This window comes from Cyclobacterium sp. L-R (assembly GCF_056859355.1).
Window position 1 is genome coordinate 1 of the sequence record NZ_JBSXOH010000070.1, and the last position, 25,415, is coordinate 25,415.

General features: G+C 38.7%; 14 protein-coding genes. 8 read left to right on the forward strand and 6 right to left on the reverse strand.

Translation table 11 applies throughout. The features are described from left to right. Positions 1-268: 268 nt before the first annotated feature. On the reverse strand, positions 269-2,488 hold the full coding sequence (locus AC13EX_RS10830) for a sodium-translocating pyrophosphatase (protein ID WP_048642818.1): 2,220 nt from the start codon (positions 2,486-2,488) through the stop codon (positions 269-271). A 498-nt stretch (positions 2,489-2,986) separates the two neighbouring features. Between AC13EX_RS10830 and AC13EX_RS10835 the strand changes: the two genes are divergently transcribed. The 4 genes from AC13EX_RS10835 (at position 2,987) to AC13EX_RS10850 (ending at position 9,025) form a co-directional block, all read left to right on the forward strand. Beyond that, positions 2,987-5,392, forward strand: coding sequence for an alpha/beta hydrolase (locus AC13EX_RS10835; protein WP_482892686.1), 2,406 nt, complete (start codon positions 2,987-2,989; stop codon positions 5,390-5,392). A 124-nt stretch (positions 5,393-5,516) separates the two neighbouring features. Then, positions 5,517-7,430 carry a PVC-type heme-binding CxxCH protein gene (locus AC13EX_RS10840; RefSeq protein ID WP_482892687.1) on the forward strand — a complete coding sequence of 638 codons (1,914 nt, stop codon included), beginning with the start codon at positions 5,517-5,519 and terminating at the stop codon, positions 7,428-7,430. A 78-nt stretch (positions 7,431-7,508) separates the two neighbouring features. Further along, the gene (locus AC13EX_RS10845; protein ID WP_482892688.1) at positions 7,509-7,838 is read left to right on the forward strand and encodes a high-potential iron-sulfur protein; all 330 of its coding nucleotides are present in this window, start codon (positions 7,509-7,511) and stop codon (positions 7,836-7,838) included. Positions 7,839-8,200: 362 nt separating this feature from the next. Further along, positions 8,201-9,025 (forward strand): universal stress protein, encoded by an 825-nt coding sequence (locus AC13EX_RS10850; RefSeq protein ID WP_482892689.1) that lies wholly within the window; start codon positions 8,201-8,203, stop codon positions 9,023-9,025. 106 nt (positions 9,026-9,131) lie between these two features. On the opposite strand, the gene araA is transcribed toward AC13EX_RS10850, so the two are convergent. Further along, the gene (gene araA, locus AC13EX_RS10855; RefSeq protein ID WP_482892690.1) at positions 9,132-10,610 is read right to left on the reverse strand and encodes an L-arabinose isomerase; all 1,479 of its coding nucleotides are present in this window, start codon (positions 10,608-10,610) and stop codon (positions 9,132-9,134) included. Between the two features lie 244 nt (positions 10,611-10,854). Here araA and AC13EX_RS10860 point away from each other — a divergent pair, with 244 nt between their 5' ends. Further along, the gene (locus AC13EX_RS10860; protein WP_482892691.1) at positions 10,855-11,556 is read left to right on the forward strand and encodes an L-ribulose-5-phosphate 4-epimerase; all 702 of its coding nucleotides are present in this window, start codon (positions 10,855-10,857) and stop codon (positions 11,554-11,556) included. A gap of 219 nt (positions 11,557-11,775) precedes the next feature. On the opposite strand, the gene AC13EX_RS10865 is transcribed toward AC13EX_RS10860, so the two are convergent. The 4 genes from AC13EX_RS10865 to AC13EX_RS10880 are packed head-to-tail and all read right to left on the reverse strand — an operon-like array spanning position 11,776 to position 18,304. Further along, positions 11,776-15,183 (reverse strand): efflux RND transporter permease subunit, encoded by a 3,408-nt coding sequence (locus tag AC13EX_RS10865; protein ID WP_482892692.1) that lies wholly within the window; start codon positions 15,181-15,183, stop codon positions 11,776-11,778. Positions 15,184-15,190: 7 nt separating this feature from the next. Then, positions 15,191-16,324 carry an efflux RND transporter periplasmic adaptor subunit gene (locus tag AC13EX_RS10870; protein ID WP_482892693.1) on the reverse strand — a complete coding sequence of 378 codons (1,134 nt, stop codon included), beginning with the start codon at positions 16,322-16,324 and terminating at the stop codon, positions 15,191-15,193. A gap of 20 nt (positions 16,325-16,344) precedes the next feature. Continuing rightward, the gene (locus tag AC13EX_RS10875; RefSeq protein ID WP_482892694.1) at positions 16,345-17,760 is read right to left on the reverse strand and encodes a TolC family protein; all 1,416 of its coding nucleotides are present in this window, start codon (positions 17,758-17,760) and stop codon (positions 16,345-16,347) included. After that, entirely contained in the window at positions 17,696-18,304 is a 609-nt protein-coding gene (locus tag AC13EX_RS10880; protein WP_482892695.1) for a TetR/AcrR family transcriptional regulator, read from the reverse strand. Before AC13EX_RS10880 ends, AC13EX_RS10875 begins: the two co-directional genes overlap by 65 nt. A gap of 343 nt (positions 18,305-18,647) precedes the next feature. On the opposite strand from AC13EX_RS10880, the gene purL reads away from it, so the two are divergent. The 3 genes from purL to AC13EX_RS10895 all read left to right on the forward strand — a co-directional run bounded on the left by purL (position 18,648) and on the right by AC13EX_RS10895 (position 25,135). Beyond that, entirely contained in the window at positions 18,648-22,337 is a 3,690-nt protein-coding gene (gene purL / locus AC13EX_RS10885) for a phosphoribosylformylglycinamidine synthase (RefSeq protein ID WP_482892696.1), read from the forward strand. Between the two features lie 289 nt (positions 22,338-22,626). Then, complete coding sequence (locus tag AC13EX_RS10890) at positions 22,627-23,724, forward strand: alkene reductase (protein ID WP_482892697.1); 1,098 nt, start codon at positions 22,627-22,629, stop codon at positions 23,722-23,724. 403 nt (positions 23,725-24,127) lie between these two features. Beyond that, entirely contained in the window at positions 24,128-25,135 is a 1,008-nt protein-coding gene (locus tag AC13EX_RS10895; protein ID WP_482892698.1) for an LLM class flavin-dependent oxidoreductase, read from the forward strand. The last annotated feature ends 280 nt before the right edge of the window (positions 25,136-25,415 follow it).

Consider the following 25,415-nt stretch of genomic DNA (forward strand, 5'->3'; position numbering starts at 1 on the left):
ACGATTTTTCTCCTTGCATCTTCGGAGAACTTTTGTAATTCACTCATTTTGTCCGATTATAGGTTTACAATTTTTAATTAAATTGTGTCAACCTATTTCAGTACACGACCGATTTTCTTGCGATTGCAACACTTCCCGTAATCACGGGACAGGCTTCACCCCTGACTATTGTCAGGACGGAGAAATCCTATTATATAATCTAATCCGGGTTAAATAAAAAGGCCTCTAAATTTAAATTCAGAGGCCTTTTGTGAAAAAGTTAAAATTTTCAATCTATTTTTAATACTTCTATTGTTGAAGCCTTTTCAGGAGTCACCTGTGCTACTTTTTCAGTTTCAGAATTCACATTATCTGCTAAACCTAAAGGACTATCTAAAGGAATATAAGGTGCAATCACAATTGAAACGATTGAGGTCAATTTGATCAAAATATTCATTGATGGACCTGAAGTATCTTTAAATGGATCACCTACAGTATCTCCTGTAACAGAAGCTTTGTGAGGTTCTGACCCTTTATAATACATTTCACCATCAATCTCAACGCCTTTTTCGAATGACTTTTTAGCATTGTCCCAGGCGCCACCAGCATTGTTTTGGAAAATCCCCATCAAAACACCGGAAACAGTCACACCTGCCAACATACCACCAAGTACTTCGTGTCCAAAAAGAAAACCTACAACTATTGGGGAAAGCAAGGCTATTGCCCCTGGAGCTACCATTTCTCTTATGGAAGCTTTGGTAGATATTTCAACACATTTCTCATAATCTGGCTTAGTTTTGAATTCCATGATTCCTGGAATTTCTTTGAATTGCCTTCTTACCTCATTGACCATGTCCATGGCTGCTCTTCCTACTGCTGCAATCGCAAGAGCAGAAAAGATAAAAGGAATCATTGCTCCTACAAATAAGCCTGAAAGCACATCTGCTTTGTAAATGTCTATGGTAGAGATTCCTGATATACCTACGTAGGCAGCAAACAATGCCAATGCTGTCAAGGCAGCAGATGCTATTGCAAAGCCTTTACCACTTGCAGCAGTGGTGTTACCTACTGCATCAAGAATATCTGTTCTTTCTCTCACTTCTTTAGGAAGACCAGCCATTTCTGCAATACCACCGGCATTATCAGCAATCGGTCCAAATGCATCAATCGCCAATTGCATGGCGGTAGTTGCCATCATCCCTGCAGCAGCTATGGCCACACCGTACAGTCCAGCGGCCATGTAAGAGGTGAAAATACCTGCAGCTAATACCAAGATAGGAAGGACTGTGGATTGCATCCCAACAGCTAAACCACCAATAATATTGGTAGCATGACCTGTAGAAGACTGTCTAATTATAGAATTCACAGGGCCTTTGCCCATGGCTGTGTAATACTCTGTAATAATACTCATCAATGCACCAACAATCAGTCCGATAAAGACTGCTCCAAATACCCCCATTTTGGTAAATGAAGCTGAGTTTAATCTAGACATCACCAAATCTCCGTCAGGCAACATATAATCAATGACAAAGAAAGAGGCTGCTACCGTTAATAAAATTGAAAACCAATTGCCTCTGTTTAAAGCTGCCTGAACATTTCCATTTTCAGATTTAATTTTCACAAATAAGGTACCTATGATAGAGAACACCAAGCCAAGTCCGGCAATTACCAAAGGCAATAAAACCGGGGCAATGCCTCCAAAATTATCATCACTTACTATTTCTCGTCCTAAAACCATGGAAGCCAATATCGTGGCAACATAAGAGCCAAAAAGATCTGCTCCCATTCCTGCAACATCTCCTACATTATCACCAACATTATCCGCTATAGTAGCAGGATTACGTACATCATCTTCAGGAATACCTGCTTCTACTTTACCTACAAGGTCAGCGCCTACATCAGCCGCTTTGGTGTAAATTCCTCCACCAACTCGCGCAAAAAGAGCAATAGACTCTGCGCCAAGAGAAAACCCTGCCAATACTTCGAGTGCTGTTTCCATCTCATGGCCATTGACATCACCACCTGTAGAAACCACAAACATGTTATAAAAGATAATGAACAAGCCGCCCATACCTAATACTGCTAAACCTGCTACACCAAGGCCCATTACAGTACCTCCAGTAAAGGATACATTTAAGGCTTTTGCCAAACTTGTTTTTGCGGCCTCGGTTGTTCTAACATTTGATTTAGTGGCAATTTTCATTCCCAAATAACCTGCAAATGCGGAGAGCACTGCACCAATAACAAAAGCCACCGCAATGATGGGGCTGGAATTGTCTAACAAGGTGCCAGACCAACCTAGAATAATGGCTGCAATCACTACAAAGTAGCCCATTACTTTCCATTCTGCTTTAAGAAATGACATCGCTCCTTTGGCTATATAGCCAGCCAACTCCACCATGTTTTCATCACCCGTGGGCTGCTTTGTAACCCATGCCGATTTTACGGCCATTACCACTAGGCCTAGAATACCCAAAAATGGGACCAAATAGAGAAATAATTGTTCCATATTAACTGTTAAAAGAATTGGATTTATTTTTAATTTCGACAAAGATATTATTATTCCTATTGCTTTCAAGAAAGAACAGGTAAAAGATAGCAATCATGTACAATTACCGTAATATTCTATCATAAATCAGTAGGATTGCACTATCATTGATAAAAACATCGCTAGAAATCGTAATTTCCATTAAAAATCTAAAAAACATCCCGAAAACCTAAATAATAACAAATCAACTTAGAAACAAAAATCCTCAGGTTAACAAAGAAAATTACCGCTGGATAAATCATTGATAGGATTTAATTGATAAATTATTGGTATTTGTTATTCCATGAAATACATCTGCCTTACTATAAGATAACAACACCCTTTTATCAGGGTTTCTTTCAAAGCCATACCAAATCAATGCTTTGTTAGGCAAAGGAGTGACCGTTTGGATGAACAATAAAAAATTAATCTCCTAGTGAGAATAAAGCTTACCCTAAATTATTCTTAAAATTAACCACTATGAATTTTATCAAATCAAATCTGTATTTAACCCTCTTTTTGATATTACTAGGTTTGGGCCCCATTGCCAGCTATGGTCAAGAAAAAGGCCTTACCCTGGCCCTTTTCGATGTGGATGCAACCCCTCCTATTGGCAGCTTACTGGCATATGATCCCCTAGAAAAAAAGGATGATCTGGGTCTTAGGGCCAAAGGCGTGGTAATATCAGGGTCAGGCTTACCAATTGTCATCTGTGCAATAGATTGGATTGGAATAGCCAACGAAAGCCAAGATGCATTTAAAGAAAGCCTTGCCGAGGCCGCTTCAACTATACCTTCTAGGGTAGCAGTACATACTTTGCACCAACATGATGCTCCAATTAGTGATTGGGGTGCAGAGAAAATCTTGAAAGAGGCAGGCTTAGATCCTAAAGCATATGAAAGCTCTTTTGACAGACTTCTGATTAATAATTTGAAGGATGCCATCAGAATAGCTTTAAAGGACGCAAAGCCCATAACGCATATTGGTACTGGTAAAGGTATTGTGGAAAAAGTTGCTTCAAATAGAAGGATTTTAGGGGATGATGGACATGTAGCCTATACCCGAACCTCTTCTACAAAGGATAAAAAAATCAGGGATTTTCCGGAAGGTTTAATTGACCCGGAGGTTTCATTGGTTAGTTTTTGGAATGAAGAAGAACCTTTAGCTGTATTCAGCTATTATGCGGTTCACCCCCAAAGTTATTACCTGACTAAAATTGCCAACCCAGATTTTCCTGGTATTGCCAGGTACATGCGTCAATTGTCGGTTCCAGATGCCATGCATGTACACTTCAATGGTGCAGGAGCAAATGTAACCGCAGGAAAATACAACGATGGCGCTAAAATCAACCGTAAAATCCTCGCTGAAAGACTTGCAAAAGGAATGGAACAAGCCTGGGACAATACAGTAAAAACTAAAATCACCAAAGAGGATGTTTACTGGCAACAGGAACCCATCCTATTGACACCAAAGGAAACTTTACCTGAAATTGCTCAAGAAATGCGTACCCAAAATGCGCGTTGGCTCACCAACAATGTGCAAAAACTGGCATGGTACAATAGGCAGGCACTAGGGAAAAAGATAGATATAAGTTGTTTGACCTTAGGTGATGTAAGAATTCTTCACCTTCCTGGAGAACTCTTTATCGAATACCAATTGGCAGCTAAGGCTGAAAGAAAAGATTTATTTGTAACCATGGCAGCATATGGAGATTATGGGCCATTCTATATAGGTCCATCCTCGGCTTATACTGAAGGAGGATATGAGGTAGGTACCAGCCCCGTAACAGCAGAAGCTGAGCCCATTATCATGGGAGCGATTAAAAAAATGTTGCATAGAGAAATTCCTAACAATACAACCGAAAGCCCTTTTGTTTTACAATCTGAAAGTCAACAACCATTACGTACATTGGCTGAGTGGGAAGAAAAAAAGAAATCCTGGAAAAACAACATGGCTTCAATCATGGGTACCCTTCCTTTTAGGGACAATCTAAAAAGGCCTGAAATAAATTATTTGGATTCAACTGTAGAAAGCACCTATACCAAGCATCATATTTCTTTTGACAGTAATGAGCGCAATCAAGTAACTGCTTTCCTTTATATCCCACACAAAATAAAAGTCAAGGCCCCTGCGATGTTGGTACTACATAGTACTGGAGATCTAGGTAAAAAAATTGTAGATGGTCAGGGTCCTCTTGAAAACAGGGCTCTTGCAAGTGAATTGGCTGAAAGGGGTTATGTAGTCATTGCTCCTGATTACCCAAGTTTTGGAGAGCAAAAAGACCATGATTTCTCGAAAGATGGATTTGATTCCGGAACCCTTTTAGCGGTATGGAACCATATGAGGTGCGTAGATGCACTTACTTATATGGATGAAGTAGATTCAGAACGAATAGGGGTAATCGGTCATTCTTTAGGTGGACACAATGCCTTGTTTGTAGCTGCTCATGATTCAAGATTAAAAGCTGTAGTGACAAGTTGCGGTTGGACACCTTTTGATTATTATGATATTGGAGAGGCAGGAATTAAAAATTATGGTGGTAGGTTAGGCCCTTGGGCACAAGACAGGTACATGCCAGTCATCAAAAAACTTTTGCCAGAAGCAACTTTACCGTTTGACTTTACCCATATCATAGCTTCAATAGCTCCTAGACCAGTTTTCACTAATGCACCGCTACAGGACAGTAACTTTTCAGTGGAAGGAGTGAAATCAGGAATTGAAGCTATTCAGCCAGTATACAATTGGTTGGGCTACCCGGATAACTTACAAGTAAGGTACCCAAATGCAAGCCATGATTTCCCTGAAAACACAAGAAAAGAAGCCTATTCTTTCTTGGATGATGTTTTTGGGTTTACACCATTGAAAAAGTTAGCATTTGAAAAATAATCACCTGTAATACCCACTTGAATAAAAAAAAGGATTTATCTAACCATTGATAAGAAGAAAAATTTTTTTCTTTTAAAATTTATAAGATATTTAATTATTCATTCAGTCAAACACAGCTAAAATTATGAAAGGTAACGTTACCCATACTTTATTTGCAGTCTTGCTTATAGGATTATATTCCTGTAAGGAGGATAAATATGCAGAAGCTCTCAGTCCAGAAGAATCGATCGCTACATTCAATATTCATGAGAATTTCGAAGTGAAATTATTTGCTGCTGAACCTCATATTCAGGATCCAGTAAACCTGGTTTTTGATGAAAAAGGAATTGCATACGCGGTGGAAATGCCAGACTATCCTTACAAGCCTGAAGAAGGTAAAGGCAAAGGTGTCATCAAAAGACTGGAAGACACTGACGGAGATGGGGTAATAGATGCCTCAACCGTTTATGCAGAAGGGTTGGCAGATGCTACCAACTTAATGCCATGGAAAGGTGGTCTTTTGGTTACGGCAGCACCTCATATCTATTACCTAAAGGATGATGATGGTGACGGAGTTGCTGACTCAAAAACCTCTGTTTTCACAGGTTTTTTTGAAAACAATTCTGAAGCTCAAATCACAAATTTACGTTTGGGAATTGACAACTGGATTTATGCTGCTAACAATGGGCAAAGAAGTGATGTTACCTTTAAAGATGCACCAGGAGAAGGTCCATTACAATTAAGAGGAGCTGACTTTAGGTTTCGATTGGACAAAGGTTTATTTGAGAAAGAAAGCGGTACAGCTCAATTTGGGCAAACTTTTGACGATTGGGGAAATAAATTCTTTACCCAAAATACGCTTCACATCCAGCAGACAGTGATACCTAACAGGTACTTGGAGCGCCATGGACACTTGTCTAGCAATTCTGTAAACCAAAACATTTCTGACCATGAGCTGGAGATGTTTCAGATTACACCTCCACCCTATTGGAGAGCAGAACGTACCAGAAGGAGAAATATACAATACCAAGAACAAGAGCTTAACCGAGTGGAATATGCGGAGGATCACTTCACTGGAGCTTCAGGAGGAACCGTTTATGATGGTGGTGATTTCCCTGAAGGATTTAATGGAAACATCTTTACAGGAGAGGTTGCAGGGAATTTGGTGCACAGGGATGTTCTTGCAGAAGATAAAGAAAGCCCTACTCTAATTGCCAAAAGAGCAAGTGAAGAACTTGATAAAGAATTCCTCGCTTCAACAGACCCATGGTTCAGACCTGTTGGTTTTACTGTTGGACCTGATGGAGCTCTATTTTTGGTGGATTTCTACAGACAACACATTGAAACCCCAGTTTCGATCCCTGATGATCTAAAAGAAGAAATGGATTTTATGCATGGCATGGATCGTGGTAGAATTTACAGAATTGTGCCTAAATCAGGTGTTTCAGAAACCAAAGTACAGGATTTTTCAAGCCTAGATAGTAAAACCTTGGTGTCTCACCTTGCACATAAAAACGGGTGGTGGAGAACCACTGCCCAAAGGATTATTTTGGAAAACCCAAAAGCTGAGTACATCCCATTGTTAAAAGATTTGTTATCGAATGAAAATCCAAATGCCCAGCTTCATGCTTTGTATTTGCTAGAATCAATGGGTGCATTGGAACAAGGAATGGTAGAAGAAGCACTGGAAAGTGATAATTATGGTGTTAGAAAAAATGCTTTAATGCTAGCCGAAAATTTCCCGAAGCTAAAGGAAAAAATTGCTGAAAAAATCAATGATGAATCTCCAATCGTATCACTTCAAGCTATTCTTAGTTTAGGAAATTATGAAGATGATTTCACTATTAACCAACTTGCCAAAGCCCTTATAGAAAAAGGAGAAAACAAGTGGTTTAGACTAGGGATCTTGAGTTCAAACGCTGGTTCAGGTGAGGCTATTCTTAAGGTGCTAGATGAAAAATATAATTTTTCAGGAACAGAAATCTCTTGGAAAGAAGATTACTTAAAGGAGGTCAATCACATTCTTGAAGGTAAAGGAATAAGAGCCAAAGCGGAATAGTTTAACCATAATCTCATTGAAATCTCAACTTGTGGAAATTGAATTTCAATTATTAAAAACAACAATCTGCATACAAGTATGAACAGACGCAAATCAATAAAAAATATATTAGCTTCGACAGGAGTGGTATTTTTCCTTAGCAAATGTGGCAAGCCTCAAGAAGAATACAAATTAGAAAACATCGATAATTGTTCTGATCTGACTGGGCTTAGTGAAGAGGACATTGCAAAAAGAAAAAGTTTGGGTTATGAGGAAAAGTCACCTTTAGAAGATGATAAGTGCGACAATTGCCAATTGTATCTTCCACCTACAGAAAAACGTAAATGTGGAGGCTGCCAGTTATTTAAAGGACCTGTCAACTCGGATGCTTACTGTACTTATTGGGCCCCTAGAGTAGAAAACGTTTAAAGTAGATCTCCGGGCCCCTGAAATACCCAATTAATTGGACAGAAAAAAAATCTAATTCATATCAAATCACCTGCTTAAATTAATAGCAGGTGATTTTTTTTGATTATAGAAACAGTATTCGATTTCAATAAGTAAATAATTTAACCCGAAATATGCAATAGACATTCTATTACGAATCCTATTACATAATCCGGGTTAAATAAGTTAAAACAGTTTTTCAAAGATAACTACTTCTTATTGGTGATAAAAAGACAACAAAGAAGTGACCGGTTTAAACTGAAACATCAATAAAACTGCTACATTTCGTGAGGATTTTTATATATTCAAAATAAAAATAACACCTCTATCACTTTTATCTCAACATGAACAGATTAGTCGTATTAATAGATTTTTCTCCGTATACACCCACTCTTTTAAAACTGGCTTGTAACTGGCAGAAAACATTTGATTTAGACTTGGTTTTTATCCATAAGTTGGATGGCCTGGCTCCTACCATTTCTAATACCAAGGGAAGTGATCAAATCATTGAGTTCAATAAAAAGGAAGCCGAAAAGACCTTTTCGAATACCTTGAAAGAAAATAATCTAGCTCCTATCGGTGAAAAAACAAGTTTTGAAGCTATTTCTATTCAACTGCTCCATTATTTGGAGGGTTTTCTTAAGCCTAATGACCTTCTACTTTTAGGTTTAAAAGGTACGGGGTTTTTAAAGCGATTATTAATAGGAAGTACAGCAACCACTATTATTGATCAACTCAACCAAACTGTAATTGCGGTTCCTCAAACAATAGAAGAAACAGTGCCAATTAAATTGGCACTTTCATGTCAGGAAAAACACCCTTTGAACGAACAAGCACTAGAATCCATTTTAGTGACTATTGGGCAGAACATAAAAGAGATCGAATTATTAACCATAATTGAAGACAAAGCAGAATTGGCTCGAGGTAAGGAATACCTGGAACAATTGAAGTCTAAATTGGAAGATCGTTTTGAGGTTCAAATAAATATTTACGAGAATAAAGATGCTTTCACTGAAATCAAAAAAAGATTTAGTAAACGCCTTGATGACTTTATTGTCCTGCAAAAAGGTTCACGCCATCTAAATGACAAACTATTTAGGAATTTTTTCATCAATGACCTAATCCATGATGGCAATACTCCTTTGATTATTTTGCCAACTACGGATTAGTTCAACTTGGGTAAACTTGATCCCTTGACTCAATATTAAATTGGCAAAATAAAGAGGGAGTATCTTAACTCCCTCACTTTATTCAGCATTTCTCTTGTTCTTATCGCTACAGGTCAAAACCTTTAAGATAGGTCTTAAAACTCCTGAGGTTTGTATTTTCATCTATTACTACGCATTCAATTCCAGCCATTTCACAAAAATCCTCAATAACTTGGGTACTTAAGTTTTGGCTAAAACAAGTATGATGTGCGCCTCCTGCAAGTATCCAAGCTGTACTGGCACTTTTAAAATCTGGAAGGGGTCGCCAAATGGTTCTTGCCACAGGTAATTTGGGCAAGGCATTAGGTGAATTAACGGCTTCTACTTCATTTACCACCATTCTATATTTATTACCCAGGTCGATAAGTGACGCATTCAGTGCTGAACATGCCTTGGCATCAAACACAAGTCTAACGGGGTCTTCTTTGCCTCCTATTCCTAATGGATGGATTTCACAACGAATAGGCCCTTCTGCAAGGCACTCGTCTACTTCCAGCATGTGAGCGCCCAATACCAAACCACCTTGTTCTTTAAAATCATAAGTATAATCCTCCATAAACGCATTGCCTCCTGGCAGTCCTGTTCCCATGACTTTCATCGCACGCACCAAGGCCATGGTCTTCCAATCACCTTCCCCAGCATAGCCATAGCCTGCATTCATAAGCCTCTGAACGGGTAAGCCTGGCAATTGACTCATACCATGAAGGTCTTCAAAAGTATTGGTAAAGCCTTTAAAACCTCCCTGTTCCAAAAAATGCTTTAAGCCTAACTCTATTTTTGCCGCCTCCACTAGAGAACCATGCTTTTCCCCTCCCTTTTTTAAGTCCTCTGACAAACTATAGGAACTGACATAGATTTCTATCAGTTGCGCTATTTCAGCCTCACTCACTTTATTTATCACCTCCACCAAATCTCCTACTCCATGGGTATTAACAGCAAAACCAAACTTCATCTGTGCTTCTACCTTGTCCCCTTCAGTCACAGCCACCTGGCGCATATTATCACCAAACCTCACAAATTTAGCTCCTTGCAAGTCATTCCATCCGCAGGCAGCCCTGCACCAATGGTCAATTTCTTTATGTAGCTCAATATCTTTCCAATGACCGACTACCACCTTTCTCGGTATTTTCATTCTGGTACAGATAAAACCAAACTCCCTATCACCATGAGCACTTTGATGCAGATTCATATAATCCATATCTATGGATTCCCAAGGAATACGCTCCCCATATTGAGTATGCAAATGCAGCAAAGGCTTACTGAGTACCTTCAATCCATTAATCCACATTTTTGCAGGAGAAAAAGTATGCATCCAAGCCATTACCCCAACACAATCCTCACTCCTATTTGCCTCCAAAAAAACCTGTAGAATTTCTTCCTGGGTAGTCACAACTGCTCTGAACGTTACCCTAACAGCAATGTTATTTTCTTGGTTAAAATATTCACTAATGGACAGCGAATGATCAGCTACTTCCTTTAAAATATCTTGGCCATATAGGTGTTGACTTCCAGTCACCAACCATACTACTTTTTGTTTTAGCTGCATGCTTTTGTTTTAATTATATGCTAATAATTTATCTAAAATTACGAGAAAAAATTTAACTTAAAATCACATTCTAAAGATCCTTTTTCCATATTTGTTCCTCAGACATCTATTTCAAATAGGAAAAAAAGAGCTGGTCTACTAAATTGCAACCTGCTTCTAATTTACAATCATTTGGATAGGGCTTTATGGCCAATGGACTATGTTCTATAAATCAATTGCATTTAAATAACCCCTTCAATATACCATGAGTAATTACAAAGAACTGAAAAGTGAGTGTTATAAAGCCAATATGGAGTTACCCCAATTGGATTTGGTCGTTTATACCTTTGGTAACGTGAGTGCGGTAGACAGGGAAAAAGGAGTGTTTGCCATCAAACCAAGCGGGGTTCCTTATGAAACATTAAAAGAAGAAGACATCGTTATCGTGGACTTTAATAATAAGGTCGTGGAAGGAGAAATGAGACCTTCTTCAGATACAAAAACCCATGCCTTTTTATACAGCAATTGGGATCATATCGGTGGCATATGCCATACTCACTCCTGCTATGCTGTTTCATGGGCGCAGGCACAAATGGACATTCCTTTATTTGGTACTACACATGCAGACCATAATACCAGTGACATCCCTTGCGCTCCTCCTATGAGTGATGCAAATATTGCAGGTGATTATGAACACATGACCGGACAACAAATTCTGGACTGTTTCCATGAAAAAAACATTTCCCCTGAAGAAGTAGAAATGGTTCTTATAGGCAACCACGGACCATTTACCTGGGGAAAGAATGCCCAGAAAGCAGTATATAATAGCAAAGTGCTTGAAGAAATTGCCCGAATGGCCTATTTGACTTTACAAATAAACCCCAATGCACCAAGACTAAAGGAAGCCTTGATCAAAAAACATTATGAACGCAAACATGGTGAAGGTGCATACTATGGCCAATCCTAATAATTTGGTGTTTTTTTATAGCAAGTTAGAAGACTTTAACCCGGATTATGTAATAGAATGTCTATTGCATATTTCGGGTTTAACCGGTAGAATCAAGGGTAAAAAGCTTAGTACAATTTTTTTCAGCTTTCCTTCAAGTCTAAAAAAATAAAAACCTCCGAGACAATGTCTCGGAGGTTTGAACACTTAAAAAAACCACCAACCTTTAATTAAATCTAATTAACTGATCTTACGAACAGCCGTATTTAATTTGTCTGCCAATAAATACATGACAGGTACTACTATTAACGTTAAAAAGGTCGCAAAGGTTAGACCAAATATTACAGTCCATGCCATTGGGCCCCAAAAGTCTGCATTATCCCCTCCAATATAAAATTTCGGATCAAAGGAGGACAACAATCCATAAAAATCGATATTCATCCCTATAGCCAAAGGAATCAACCCCAATACCGTGGTAACAGCAGTTAAAAGTACTGGTCGTAATCTTGTTTTTCCACCCTTAATAATACTATCTAAAAGATCCTCTTTTGATAGACTTTCCTCTTCTCCGATATTTAATTCTTCTCTTTTCCTTGAGCGAACCAAATCAGTGTAATCTATTAGTACAATCGCATTGTTTACTACAACTCCTGCTAAGGATATAATTCCAATACCAGTCATAATAATGACAAAGTCCATATTGAAAATCACCAATCCTAAAAACACACCAATGGTACTCAGTATAACGGATGCCATGATAATAAATGGCGTAGTTATGGAATTAAACTGTGCAACGATAATCAGAAAGATTAAAGAGACCGAAATCAATAATGCTCGGGTCAAAAACTCCGCTGATTTTGCTTGTTCTTCCTGCTCACCTGTAAAGCTCACATTAATCCCTTCCGGAATATCAAAATCCTGCAACAATCGTTTAATCTCGTTATTAATTTCAGTTGCATTATAACCATCATTCACATTGGAAAATATGGTAATTACCCTTTCCAAATCTTTTCTTTTAACTGAACCGTAGGTAGAACTGTATTCTAAACTTGCTACAGATGAAATTGGAATTTCCTTCTGATTACCAAATTTGTCTCTAAAGCTTATTTTTTTATTTAGCAAAGCATTGATATCATACCTGAATTTATCTGCTAACCTAAGCTGAATAGGGTAATCATCTTCTCCCTCCTTGAACTTGGATACCTCCAGCCCGAAAAGAGCAGTCCTCAATTCATTGGCGATAGTTGCCGTTGACAAACCGAACCTACGTGCTTTCTCTCTATCGATATTTATGATTAATTCAGGATTTCCAAGTTCCAGATCGGTTTTCAACTCCTCAATCCCTTGTATTCCAGATTCATTTATATGCTCTCTCATAGAATTCACATATGTGATGAGCTGCTCAAAATCCTCCCCTGTTACTTCTATATTTACAGGTTTACCTACAGGAGGTCCATTTTGTTGCTTACCTACTGTCATCAATACACCCGGATATCCCTCTGCCAATTCCCTAATCTTCTCCATGATTTCATTGGTATTGATTCCTTCTCGGAATTGATACTCTTCAAAACCAATTGTCACCTTAGCCTTGTGAGGAGTAGATGCCTGGCTTGGTCCTTCCATAGGGTCTCCAGTACCTTCTCCAATTTGGGTTATCACAGACTCTATGATTTGATCATAAGGTTTCAGTAAAGCAAAAAGATCATCTTCAAATTCTTCCACAAATTCATTGGTAGAAGTAATGTCCGTTCCAATAGGTTTTTCAATGTATATACTAATCAAGGCCGGTTGATTGTCAGGAAAAAATAATATTTTCGGCGCACTTACAAAAAGTAAGGCCAATGACAGCACCAATAATATCAACGTTCCGCCGAAAAAGAGGTAGGGCTTCTTACCCCTTAATGCGAAAAGAAGTGTTTTTTCATATAGGTCCTCCAACCGAACCAAGAATACATTTTGGAACCAACGAATAGCCCTTCTTAAGAAGAAAACATTAAATATAACTAGCAGGGCAGACAGGAACAATAAATTTCCAAGGGCTATCCAAGTTAGGAAATAACTTATGATTGCCAATGTAGTCAAAACTGCAGCAACAATCATCGGTTTCTGAACGGGCTTTTTCTTATCAACATCTTGGACTTTCATAAACAAGGCTGTCAACACAGGGTTGATTACCAAGGCTACGAACAAGGAGGAAGACAATACGATAATCAATGTGATGGGAAGGTATTTCATAAACTCCCCAATGATATCATCCCAAAATGCCAGAGGAAGGAAGGCTGCAAGTGTAGTAGCCGTAGATGTAATAATTGGCCAAGCCACTTCACCAACGCCTTCTTTAGCTGCTCTTACTGCAGATTTCCCTTCCTGCATCAGTCTATAGATATTCTCTACTACCACAATTCCATTGTCCACCAGCATTCCCAAAGCAAGAATTAAGGAGAACAATACCATGAGGTTCAGGGTAACACCCAAGGAATTGAGTACCAAGAATGAGATAAACATAGACAATGGAATAGCAATTCCTACGAATAGTGCATTTCGGAAACCAAGGAAAAACATCAATACCAACACCACAAGGATCACCCCTGATATGATACTGTTTTCTAAATTATCTACTTGAGACCGTGTGGCTTTGGATTGGTCATTGGTAATGGTTACTTCCAAATCCTCCGGAAATTTATTTATTTTCACTTCATCAATAAGGGCCTTAATTTTATCAGAAGCATCCAAAAGATTTTCTCCACTTCTTTTTATTACATTAATTGTAACTACAGGCAATTTCTTACTTCTGGCAAAACTCTCTCTTTCTTTATAGGTATCTTCTACTTCTGCTACATCCCTCAGGTATACAATATTGTTATTCTCGGTCTTGACGATAACATCTTCAATTTCTATAGGCTTGGCAAATTCACCATCTATCCTTAATGTTCTTCTGTAATCACCAGACAAAATATTACCTCCTGAAATGGTAACATTCTCATCAGAAACAGCGCTTGATATGTCAGAAAAAGTAACACCCAAAGCCTCCATTTTATAGAGATCCGCATTGATACGAATTTCTCGTTCAATGGTCCCACTTAAATCAGCACTTGATATTTCAGTTAATTTTTCAATTTCATCTTCCAAATATTCCCCATAAGTTTTCAGCTCTTGTTCGGTATAGTTTCCTGAAATATTTACATTCATTATTGGAAACTCTGAGGTATTGACCTCAAGCACATCAGGGTCTCTATCCAAATCATTAGGCAACTCACTTTTCGCTTTATCTACCGCATCTTTGACATCCTGTATGGCCTTTGATATTTCCACATTTGGATTAAACTCAACCACAATTGATGAAAAGTCCTGGATGGAAGTGGAACTTACATCTTTTAAATTATTTATGGATTTTAACTCTTTTTCAATGGGCCTAGAAATCAGGTTTTCCATATCTACGGGTGAGTTTCCTGGGTATGCTGTACCTACATAAACCGTAGGAATAACAATTTCCGGAAAACTTTCTTTGGGCATGGTCCTGTAGGCAAACATCCCCAGGAAGGTAATGATCAGTGTTAGAATAACCACACTTGTTCTGTTATCAACAGAAAGTGAGGATACACCAAATTCCCTGATTACTCCTTTTTTCTTATTTTCTTCTGAAGCCATATTCTAATTAAGATGAGATGTTTACACTAAAATTATCTCCTACTTCCCTAAATCCTTTGTCAATAAGCACTTCGGAACCACTTAAACCTTCAATGATTTCCGTTTTGCTATCGTAGGTCATGCCTCTTTCAATGTATTTTTTATGAGCTACCCCCTCTTCAACTACAAACACATAGCTTCCTTTGTTGTCCTTCAATATCAAGTAAGAAGGGATGGTAACTGCATCTTCCACGCTGTAATCCTGAATATTTAAAACCGAAATCATATTTGGTTTAACTTTTTCCAACTTAGGTAGAAAAACTTCGATCTTAAAAGTTCTGTTGTCAGGATTGATAACCTTTCCAATTGCCGTCACCTTTGTTTTTAAGGTTTTATCAATGGATGGGAAATAAATACTAACCGAATCCCCCTTGTCTAGAATCCCTACATATCTTTCAGAAATATCTCCTTCTATAAAGAGGTCATCTTCACCTACAAAATTAACTACAGGAGAACCTGGTTGCACCAGTTCACCTACCCTTACAACGAGTTCCTCAACAGTTCCATTAAATGGTGCTCTAATTGTGCTTCTATCTTTTTGAAGCTCTATTGAGGCAAGGTTCTTTTCTAAGGTTTCCTTTCTATTCTTTGCTTCGAGGTATTGGATTTCTGTACCTATCTGCTGATTCCATAGTCTTTCTTGTTTCTCAAAGATGGTTTTGGCAAGCTCTAGTTGGGTTTGGATTTCATCCAAATTCCTTTGTACCGATTCAGCATCTATTCGAGCAATAACCTGTCCTTTTCTTACAGACATGCCTTCTCTGGTAACAATCTCTTCTACCCTACCAGATACTTCTGCACTTATATTTACATTCCTTTTGGAAAGTACAGAACCGGTTACTTCTACATAATGATCAAATCTTCCAGTTTCAGGTTTCACTGTTGTTACTAAAACTGACTTTCTCTGATTTTTTCGAAATTCGGGATCCATTTTGGAAATTTCTTCCTCCAATTCCTGAATCTTCACTTTCAATTCTGCAGATTCGGATTTGAACTCATCCAACTGGCTTTTCTTCTTAGAAAGCTCATCTTCTTCCTGCTGCCCACAAGAAAACATCCCCAGCATGAGGGATAGGGTTAAAATCTTAAGTGTATTTTTCATAAACATGTATAATCCTTTTCTCATTTTAATATTCCCAAAGCTTTTTCTAAATCTACTCGTGCAATAAATGTGTCATAAAGCGCCGAAAAATAATTGGTTTCCGATTCTTTCAAAGTAGCATCAGCCTCCACCACTTCTAAGTTGGAACCAACTCCCTCTTGGTACTTTATTTTAGCCATATTAAAAACTTCCAATGCCAAATCCCTATTTTCCCGCTGAACTTCCAACTCCTGCAGACTATTGATTAAATTCTGTTTGGCCTGAAATTTTTCCAAGGCAATATTCTGTAACGTAAATTCTTTTTGAACTTCAAGTTGCCTCATTTGCACCCTGTTCTGTTGGATTTTATATCTTTTAGTAAATCCATCAAATATTGGAATTTCCAGGGTTACTCCTAAAATTGAACCTGTAAACCAGTCACCAGACCAAAGCTTGGAGAAATTACCTCCGAAAGCATTTCTTTGAAATGTATAATTGGCATCCAACCTTGGCATGTATTGAATCTGGTTGTTTTTCAAATCCAAAACTGCCAAGTCGTAGTTGGTATTGATTTGATCTACTTCGACTCTTTGCTGACCTTCTTCACTTAACAACCTTTGGGTATCTAAATATTGGGTGAAATCGTCAAGTTCATTGGTCAGGGAAATATCCCTATCTTCAGGGAAACCCATTTGTAATTTCAATATGGCCTTGCTTACTCTAGTGGAAGTTTTGGCTTTATTGAGTTCAGTTCTAATATTGTTGTTCTGTACTTGTATCCTTGTCACATCTATTTTCTCTGCAAAGCCCTCTTGGTACAAAATCTCTGTTTCCTTAAGAAGTGTATCCAAGCGATTTAAATTCGCTTGAATCAGGGTTTCACGTTCCTTACTTACCAAAACAGAAAAATAGGCCTTTTTCACGTTTTCAATCACTTGAAGTTCTGTAAAGGCCTTGTCAAATTCCACCAATTGCTTGTAAGTTTTTGCCGCCTTAAGCCCTATGAAGTAAGATCCGTTAAAGATCATTTGACTTACAGTGGCTGTCAGGTTGGCAGAATAGACAGGTGAAAACTGAATACCAATAAATGTACCTTCAGGAGCTTCCGGATCCGAAAATTGAGCAGGAAATGGAGTAATAGGTACTACAAGGTTTTTGGTTGCATTGACCCTGGTCGTGATTTGTGGCAAGCCCTCTGCAGTTCGCTCACCCACCAAGCCTTTTGCTGCTTGAATCTCCAGATTGGCACTTCTTGCTTCCGCATTGTTTTCTAGCGCATAGTTAACGCTTTCTTCTAAAGTAAAAGCTACTTGCTGGGCCTGGACATCCGTAAACCAATGGCCAAAAACCCAAATTGAAACGGTGAAAATTATCGATTTAAGATTCATAAAATTATAATTCCTGTGTTTGTAGTTTCCTATAATAATTAGACCTACCCTGGTCAGTAAGAATTCCATGTATAAAATGATCTAAAATTGCCAGTTGACAATCAAGAAAACTTGGGCTGAATTTGGCGAAATTAGAAGTAAACGTGTTGGTGATTTGATCCATACGCATGTAGGCCAGTAACTCTGAATTGATTTCAATTCGAAAATCTCCAGATTCCTTGCCTTTTTCTAATACCATAATAATATTTTGAAGTACTTTCTCAGTTTTGAATTCATTTATTTTTAACCAGCATTTCGGATAAAACCTCTGAATATCTTGCATTAATAATGGGTTCATGCTGGTAAAAACTTCCCTTAAATACCTTGTCATTCGTAAAAGATGGTCAATAGCACTTTCATCAATGCTTTCCATCTCATCTAAATCACACCTGTATTCTTTTATTGATGCTTCTATTGCTGCGTTGACCAGATCCTCTTTACTAGAGAATTCTTCATAAATTGTTTTTTTAGATATTCCCGCAATCCTGGCTATTTCATCCATAGTGACTGCCCTTACCCCGTACACTAAAAAATTTTTTAGTGCTATTCGAATTATATTTTGTCTCGTTTCCAAATATCCCTTAATGATTAACTCAGGGAATAAACTAGAGAAACTATCAAAAGGTTCAGAGTTTCTTCAGGAATTTCTATTATTTTAACACTCATTCTTCTTACCTCTACAAAGGAACTATATATTTTCTGTAAAAAGGCTATATTAAATTGGGTTTTTGAAGATTTCTTCCGACTTAAACTTCAAGCCAAAAGGACAATTTCATCCTATTTATTTCTTTGACTTAGGAGCAATTCCTATTTTTTTCAAGTTATCCTAGCTAATCAGTTTCTTACTCCATCTGCACTGCAAAATTTTAAAACCAATTTTGTACATTTGCCCATTCAAAAAAGCTATTGATCCCTTTATGAAGATTTTGTTTTTTCAATCCCCGGAGAAGACCCTTTACGCCCTTGAAACCAATGAGGCGTTAAAAAATAGTGAACTGGAGAAATTGAACTGGCTTTTCGGAGGCGCCGATTATTTGGAAGACCTGGAGATTTCTGGTGAATTTATCGGTCCCAGGAAGGAAATGATTACCCCTTGGTCTACAAATGCGGTGGAAATTAGCCAGAATATGGGAATAAAAGGGATTCTGAGAATTGAAGCCTTCTACCCATGGACTGAAGGCAGTACTTTCGACCCCATGCTTCAACGACATTATAAAGGTTTGGGGCAGAATGTCTACTCAATTGCAAAAACTCCTGACCCTATCCAATATATAGAGGACATTAGCTCCTATAATGAAAAAGAGGGATTGGCATTAAATGCTGAAGAGGTGGCCTATTTGGAAGGTGTAAGCAAATCACTGGACAGGCCATTGACAGACAGTGAAGTGTTTGGCTTTAGCCAGGTTAACTCCGAACATTGCAGGCATAAAATCTTCAATGGCACCTTTATCTTAGATGGTGAGGAAAAATCCATGACGCTGTTTCAGTTAATCAAAGAAACTTCCAAAGCCAATAAAAATGGAATAGTCTCAGCTTACAGTGACAACGTAGCCTTTGTAAAAGGACCTAAAGCTTTGCAATTTGCGCCCAAGTCATCCGATAAAGCAGATTATTTTGAGATTAAAGAAATAGATACCGTAATATCCTTAAAAGCGGAAACCCATAATTTCCCTACCACTGTAGAGCCTTTCAATGGTGCTGCTACGGGGTCAGGGGGGGAAATCAGAGACAGGATGGCAGGTGGTACCGCCTCTATCCCACTAGCTGGCACGGCAGTTTACATGACTTCTTACCCTAGATCAGAAGCTGGAAGAAGTTGGGAGAAGAACCTTTCGGAGCGAAAATGGCTCTACCAATCCCCTATGGACATCCTTATTAAAGCGTCTAACGGTGCCAGTGACTTTGGTAATAAATTTGGTCAGCCAATCATTTGCGGAAGCCTTATGACTTTCGAGCACAATGAGGATGAGCTACATTGGGGATTCGATAAGGTAATCATGCAAGCAGGAGGAGTTGGTTTTACTGCAGCCCCTTATAGTCTTAAAAAAAATCCCGAAAAAGGTGACCGTATAGTCCTGATGGGTGGTGACAATTATAGAATTGGCATGGGAGGCAGCGCTGTTTCCTCTCTAAACACTGGTGAACTTAGTCTTTCCTTAGAAATGAATGCCATTCAGCGGTCAAATCCTGAAATGCAGAAAAGAGTTTCAAATGTCATCAGAGCTTTGGCTGAAAGTGAGGACAATCCTATCGTATCCATACATGACCATGGAGCAGGTGGCCACTTAAACTGCCTTTCTGAATTGGTGGAAAATACTGGAGGAACCATTGATTTGGAAAAATTGCCTGTTGGGGACCCTACCCTTTCTGCCAAAGAAATCATTGGCAATGAGTCCCAGGAAAGAATGGGATTGGTAGTAAAAGATGTTCACATCGACAAGATAAAAAAGATTGCTGACCGAGAAAGAGCTCCATTTTATAATATTGGCCAAACGACTGGGGACATGCAATTCAAATTTGAAAACACCCAGACAGGAGAAAAACCTGTTGATTGGAGTTTGAATCATATGTTTGGGTCTTCCCCAAAAACTGTTTTGGTGGACAAAAAAGCCAAGCAAAATTTTAAAGCACCAGAATACAAAGTTCAAGATTTTGAGCAGTATTTAACCAATGTGCTGCAATTAGAAGCAGTAGCTTGCAAAGACTGGCTCACCAACAAAGTAGACAGGTCAGTTACTGGTAGGGTGGCCAAGCAACAAACAACTGGCGAACTTCAGCTTCCATTGAATAATGTGGCAGTGATGGCCATGGATTATTCAGGAAATAAAGGAATAGCTACTTCCATCGGCCATTCTCCTATAGCCGCTTTGGTAAGTCCTGAAGCCGGCTCCCGATTGGCAATAGCGGAAGCACTTACCAACTTAATATGGGCACCACTTACCGATGGGCTAAAAGGGGTTTCCCTAAGTGCCAACTGGATGTGGCCAGCCAAAAACGAAGGAGAAAATGAACGGTTGTACCGAGCAGTTGAATCCACAAGTGATTTTGCTATCGCTTTGGGGATAAACATTCCTACCGGAAAAGACTCCTTGTCCATGACCCAGAAGTACCCAAGTGGCCAAACGGTAAAGTCTCCAGGGACAGTTATCATATCCACTGTAGGTGAATGTTCAGATATAAATAATGTTATTTCTCCTGGTCTGAAGGCTAGCCCTGAATCAACATTGCTATACATAGATTTGTCGAAGGATGATGCAAAATTAGGTGGCAGCTCCTTTGCACAATCGCTAAATAAAATTGGCAACGAAGTACCAGACATAAAGGATGCAGCCTATTTCAAAAGTGCCTTTGCAAGCATTCAAGACCTTATAAAGCAAAACAAAGTACTAGCTGGTCATGACATTTCATCCGGTGGTTTGATCACTACCTTATTGGAAATGTGTTTCCCTGACCAGAATACTGGGATAGATATTCATGCTTCAAATCTTAAGGAAAAAGATTTGATCAAAGGATTGTTTGCAGAAAATCCAGGTTTGGTAATTCAAGTAAAAGATGCAGCCGATATCACTACCTTCTTAAATTCTCAAGGAATTTCAGCAGTGGAAATCGCTACTGTAAATGCTACAGGGACCATTAAAATTGATGGTTTGAATAAATCTTGGGAAGTTTCAGTATTGAGGGATATTTGGTACAAATCTTCTTACCTATTGGACCAACAACAGTCTGGGAAACGGCTCGCAAAAGAAAGGTTTGAAAATTACAAAAATCAACCTTTGAACTATACCTTTCCTGAGCAATGGAAAGGGACTTACGAATCATTGAATTTGGACCCCAATAGGAAAACAACCACGGGCGCCAAAGCAGCAATTATTCGTGAAAAAGGAGTCAATGGAGACAGAGAGATGGCCTATTCATTATGGCTGGCTGGATTCGATGTCAAAGACATCCATATGACAGACCTTATATCAGGAAGGGAAAACCTAGAGGATGTAAACATGATTGTGTTTGTAGGTGGCTTCTCAAATTCAGATGTTCTTGGTTCTGCCAAGGGATGGGCCGGAGCTTTTCTTTACAATGAAAAAGCTAAGAATGCTTTGGACAACTTTTATGCAAGGAAAGACACGCTCAGTTTAGGTGTATGTAATGGTTGCCAGTTGATGGTGGCATTAGACCTTATCAATCCTGAACATGAGGAAAAAGCCAGCATGCTTCACAATGAAAGCCATAAATTTGAATCTTCTTTTGTAAATGTTAAAATTCCACAAAACAATTCAGTAATGTTTGGATCCTTGTCGGGTCTTCAACTGGGTGTGTGGGTTGCACATGGGGAAGGGAAATTCAATTTGCCAGCTGATAAAGAAAGTTACAATATAGGCATGAAATACTCCTATGAAGCTTATCCTGGAAACCCCAATGGATCAGACCATAATGTAGCCGGCTTGGCATCTAAAGATGGAAGACATCTTGCGATAATGCCTCATATAGAGCGGGCAATTGCGCCTTGGAACTGGCCATATTATCCGGAAGGTCTTCAGAGAGAGGACGTAAGCCCTTGGATAACTGCCTTTATCAATGCTAGAAACTGGGTCGAAGAGCACAGTGCCTAATAATCATCTGGTGATATACTAAGAAATAGGCTGGCTTTCTGATTTTTTCAGGAGGCCAGTTTTTTTTGTAGGTACTCTCAACACAGCCTATATCTTGATTTCTGGATAAATTTTCAAGGAAAAATCGAGTTGAATCCAACCTTTTTTCATCTATACCCTAATTTTTCAATTACTGGTTCAGATATTGTAGCCATCAAATCTTAGTAATAAAAAAGTCAACATTGTTAGAAGTTTTTAGTTGACTAAGAACAGAAATTATTTTCAGATTCGTTTAAAACCAGTATTTACTATGCAAAACCAACCACTTTTAGAAAAGTTAAAGCTTGGCGATTTATCAATAGCCAATAGAGTTGTAATGGCTCCAATGACAAGAAGCAGAGCGGACAATCCAGAGAAAGCTCCTACTGATTTACACGTAAAATATTACGCCCAAAGAGCTTCGGCAGGCCTCATCATCTCTGAGGGTTCTCAAATTTCTCAAGAGGCGGTCGGCTATATCAATACTCCAGGAATCCACAGCAAGGCTCAAGTAGAAGGTTGGAAAAAAGTGACAAAGGCAGTACATGATGAGGGCGGAAAAATTTTCATACAGTTATGGCATGTAGGTCGGATTTCACATCCTGATTTCCATGAAGGAGCCCTTCCACTAGCCCCTTCTGCGATAAATCCCAAATCGAAGTCATTTACACCTAAAGGATTTAAGGATACTGTCACTCCCAAAGAAATGTCTATCCCCGAGATTAAACAAACTATAGAGGATTTTAAAAATGCAGCAGCCAATGCATGGGAAGCAGGATTTGATGGGGTAGAAATTCACAGCTCTAATGGTTACCTATTGCATCAATTCTTCAGCCGTACTTCAAATGTTAGGATAGACGAATATGGAGGAAGTATTCCTAACAGAGCCAAAATCCTATTCGAAATAATCGATGCCATAAAGAAAGTTGTACCAGAAAACCGAATTGGTGTAAGATTAAATCCTTCACTTAGTGGGATTTTTGGAATGACGATGGACGAAGAAAGTATTCCTACATTTGACTATATCATAGAAAACCTTAATAGGTATGAATTGGCTTATCTCCACCTTTCCGAACCCTTTAATGATGTTTCGGACATACCCTACGCGGAGACTGATATTGCCAAAAGGTACCGACCGATTTACAAAGGAAAAATAATTATAAATGCAGGTTTTGATCAGCAGAAAGGCAATCAATTTATTTTAGAAGGCCTGGCAGATGCAGTAGCCTATGCAAAGTTATATATTTCCAATCCTGATTTGGTAGAGAGGTTTACTACAAACGAAAAATTGGCATCTTGGGATGAATCCACCTTTTACACACCTGGGGCAAAAGGATATACAGACTACCCTAAACTAGTAGAGAAATAAGGTGATTTAACCCGGATTATGTAATAGGATTCGTTATGAGTGGTGTAATCACAATAAAATCAGGCTATTTGGAGACTGAGTCATAGCACCGCTATGGTAAAGTCGAAAATAGCAACGAAGTGACTGATTTTAAAGTGATTCCATCACGTAATAGAAAGTCTATTGCATATTTCGGGTTTAACCTCAAATAAAATTGTTGTTTTTTATAAAACCTCGCCGCTGCTAATCTACGGTGAGGTTTTTTACAAGAGGCAGCTCTGGTTTTCCTACAATTATCAGCATTGTTATTATAAATAATCTTTCGCAGAGTTTAGGGTTAAGCCTTTAAAAGGAACAGGAATCGATAAGCTAATTTAGGAACCAAAAGGCGCAAAATTAGGTTTGAAGTCCTATACAACTTGTTATGAATTATTCAATTTTAGATTTAGCATTACTTAAGGAAGGATATGATGCCGGAGATGCCTATCAAAGGGCTTTGGATGTAGCCATAAAAGCAGAATCATGGGGATTCAATCGATATTGGCTAGCAGAGCATCATAATATGCCATACGTAGGAAGTTCAGCACCTACTGTTTTGATGGGACATATTGCCCAAGGAACGAAAACCATCAGGGTAGGCTCTGGAGGAATTATGCTTCCCAACCATAGCCCCATGATGGTTGCGGAACAAATTGGCACCCTTGATACCCTATACCCCGGAAGAATAGACCTGGGCTTGGGTAGGGCTCCGGGTACAGATCAAAAGACCGCAGCAGTTCTAAGGAGAGGTAGGATGCAAACCGTACAGGAATTCCCTCAGGATTTAGAAGAGTTACAAATGTTCTTTTCTGATGAAAACATCGACTCTCCCGTTCGCGCTTTTCCTGCCGAAGGATTAGACATCCCTATTTATTTATTGGGTTCAAGTATGGACAGTGCATTTATGGCAGCTAAAAAGGGCTTGCCCTATGTTTTTGCTAGCCACTTTGCACCAACCTATTTCTCTCAGGCAGCTACCTATTACAAACAAAACTTTAAACCATCTCAATACAACAACAAACCTTACCTAATGGCATGTGTAAATGTTGTTATAGCTGACAGCAATGAAGAAGCTGAATATTTAGCCACTTCTTTTTACCAAATGGCTTTGGGAATTGTTAGAGGTAGGTCTTACCCACTTTCCCCTCCAGTCAATGACATGAGTGGAATTTGGGCACCACATGAAGAGGCTGCCATCAAGCAAATGACCAAATATGCTTTTATTGGAAGTTTTGAAAAGGTCAAAGCAGGCTTAGAAAACTTTATTGAGCAATATGACCTAGATGAGGTGATGGTAACCACGAATATCTATGAGCATGAAAAAAGACTTAAATCTTTTAAATACACTGCGGAGGCTTTAAAAGCACTTTCAAAGCAAAGCCAATATGAATAAAAAATAAATATAATTCTTGAAGGAGGATAGGTGATTCATTTTCACCTATCCTTTTTTTTGCTTTAACCACAAAAGCCCATGTATTAAACCCGAAATATGTAATAGACAATCTATTACATGCTGAAATCGCTTCAAAATCAGCCACTTCGTTGCTGATTTCAATTCACCATAGCGGTGCTATGGTAAAATCTCCAAACAGTCTGATTGTCTTGCGATTGCAACACTTCCCGTAAACACGGGACAGGCTTCACCCCTGACATTGTCAGGGCGGAGAAATCCT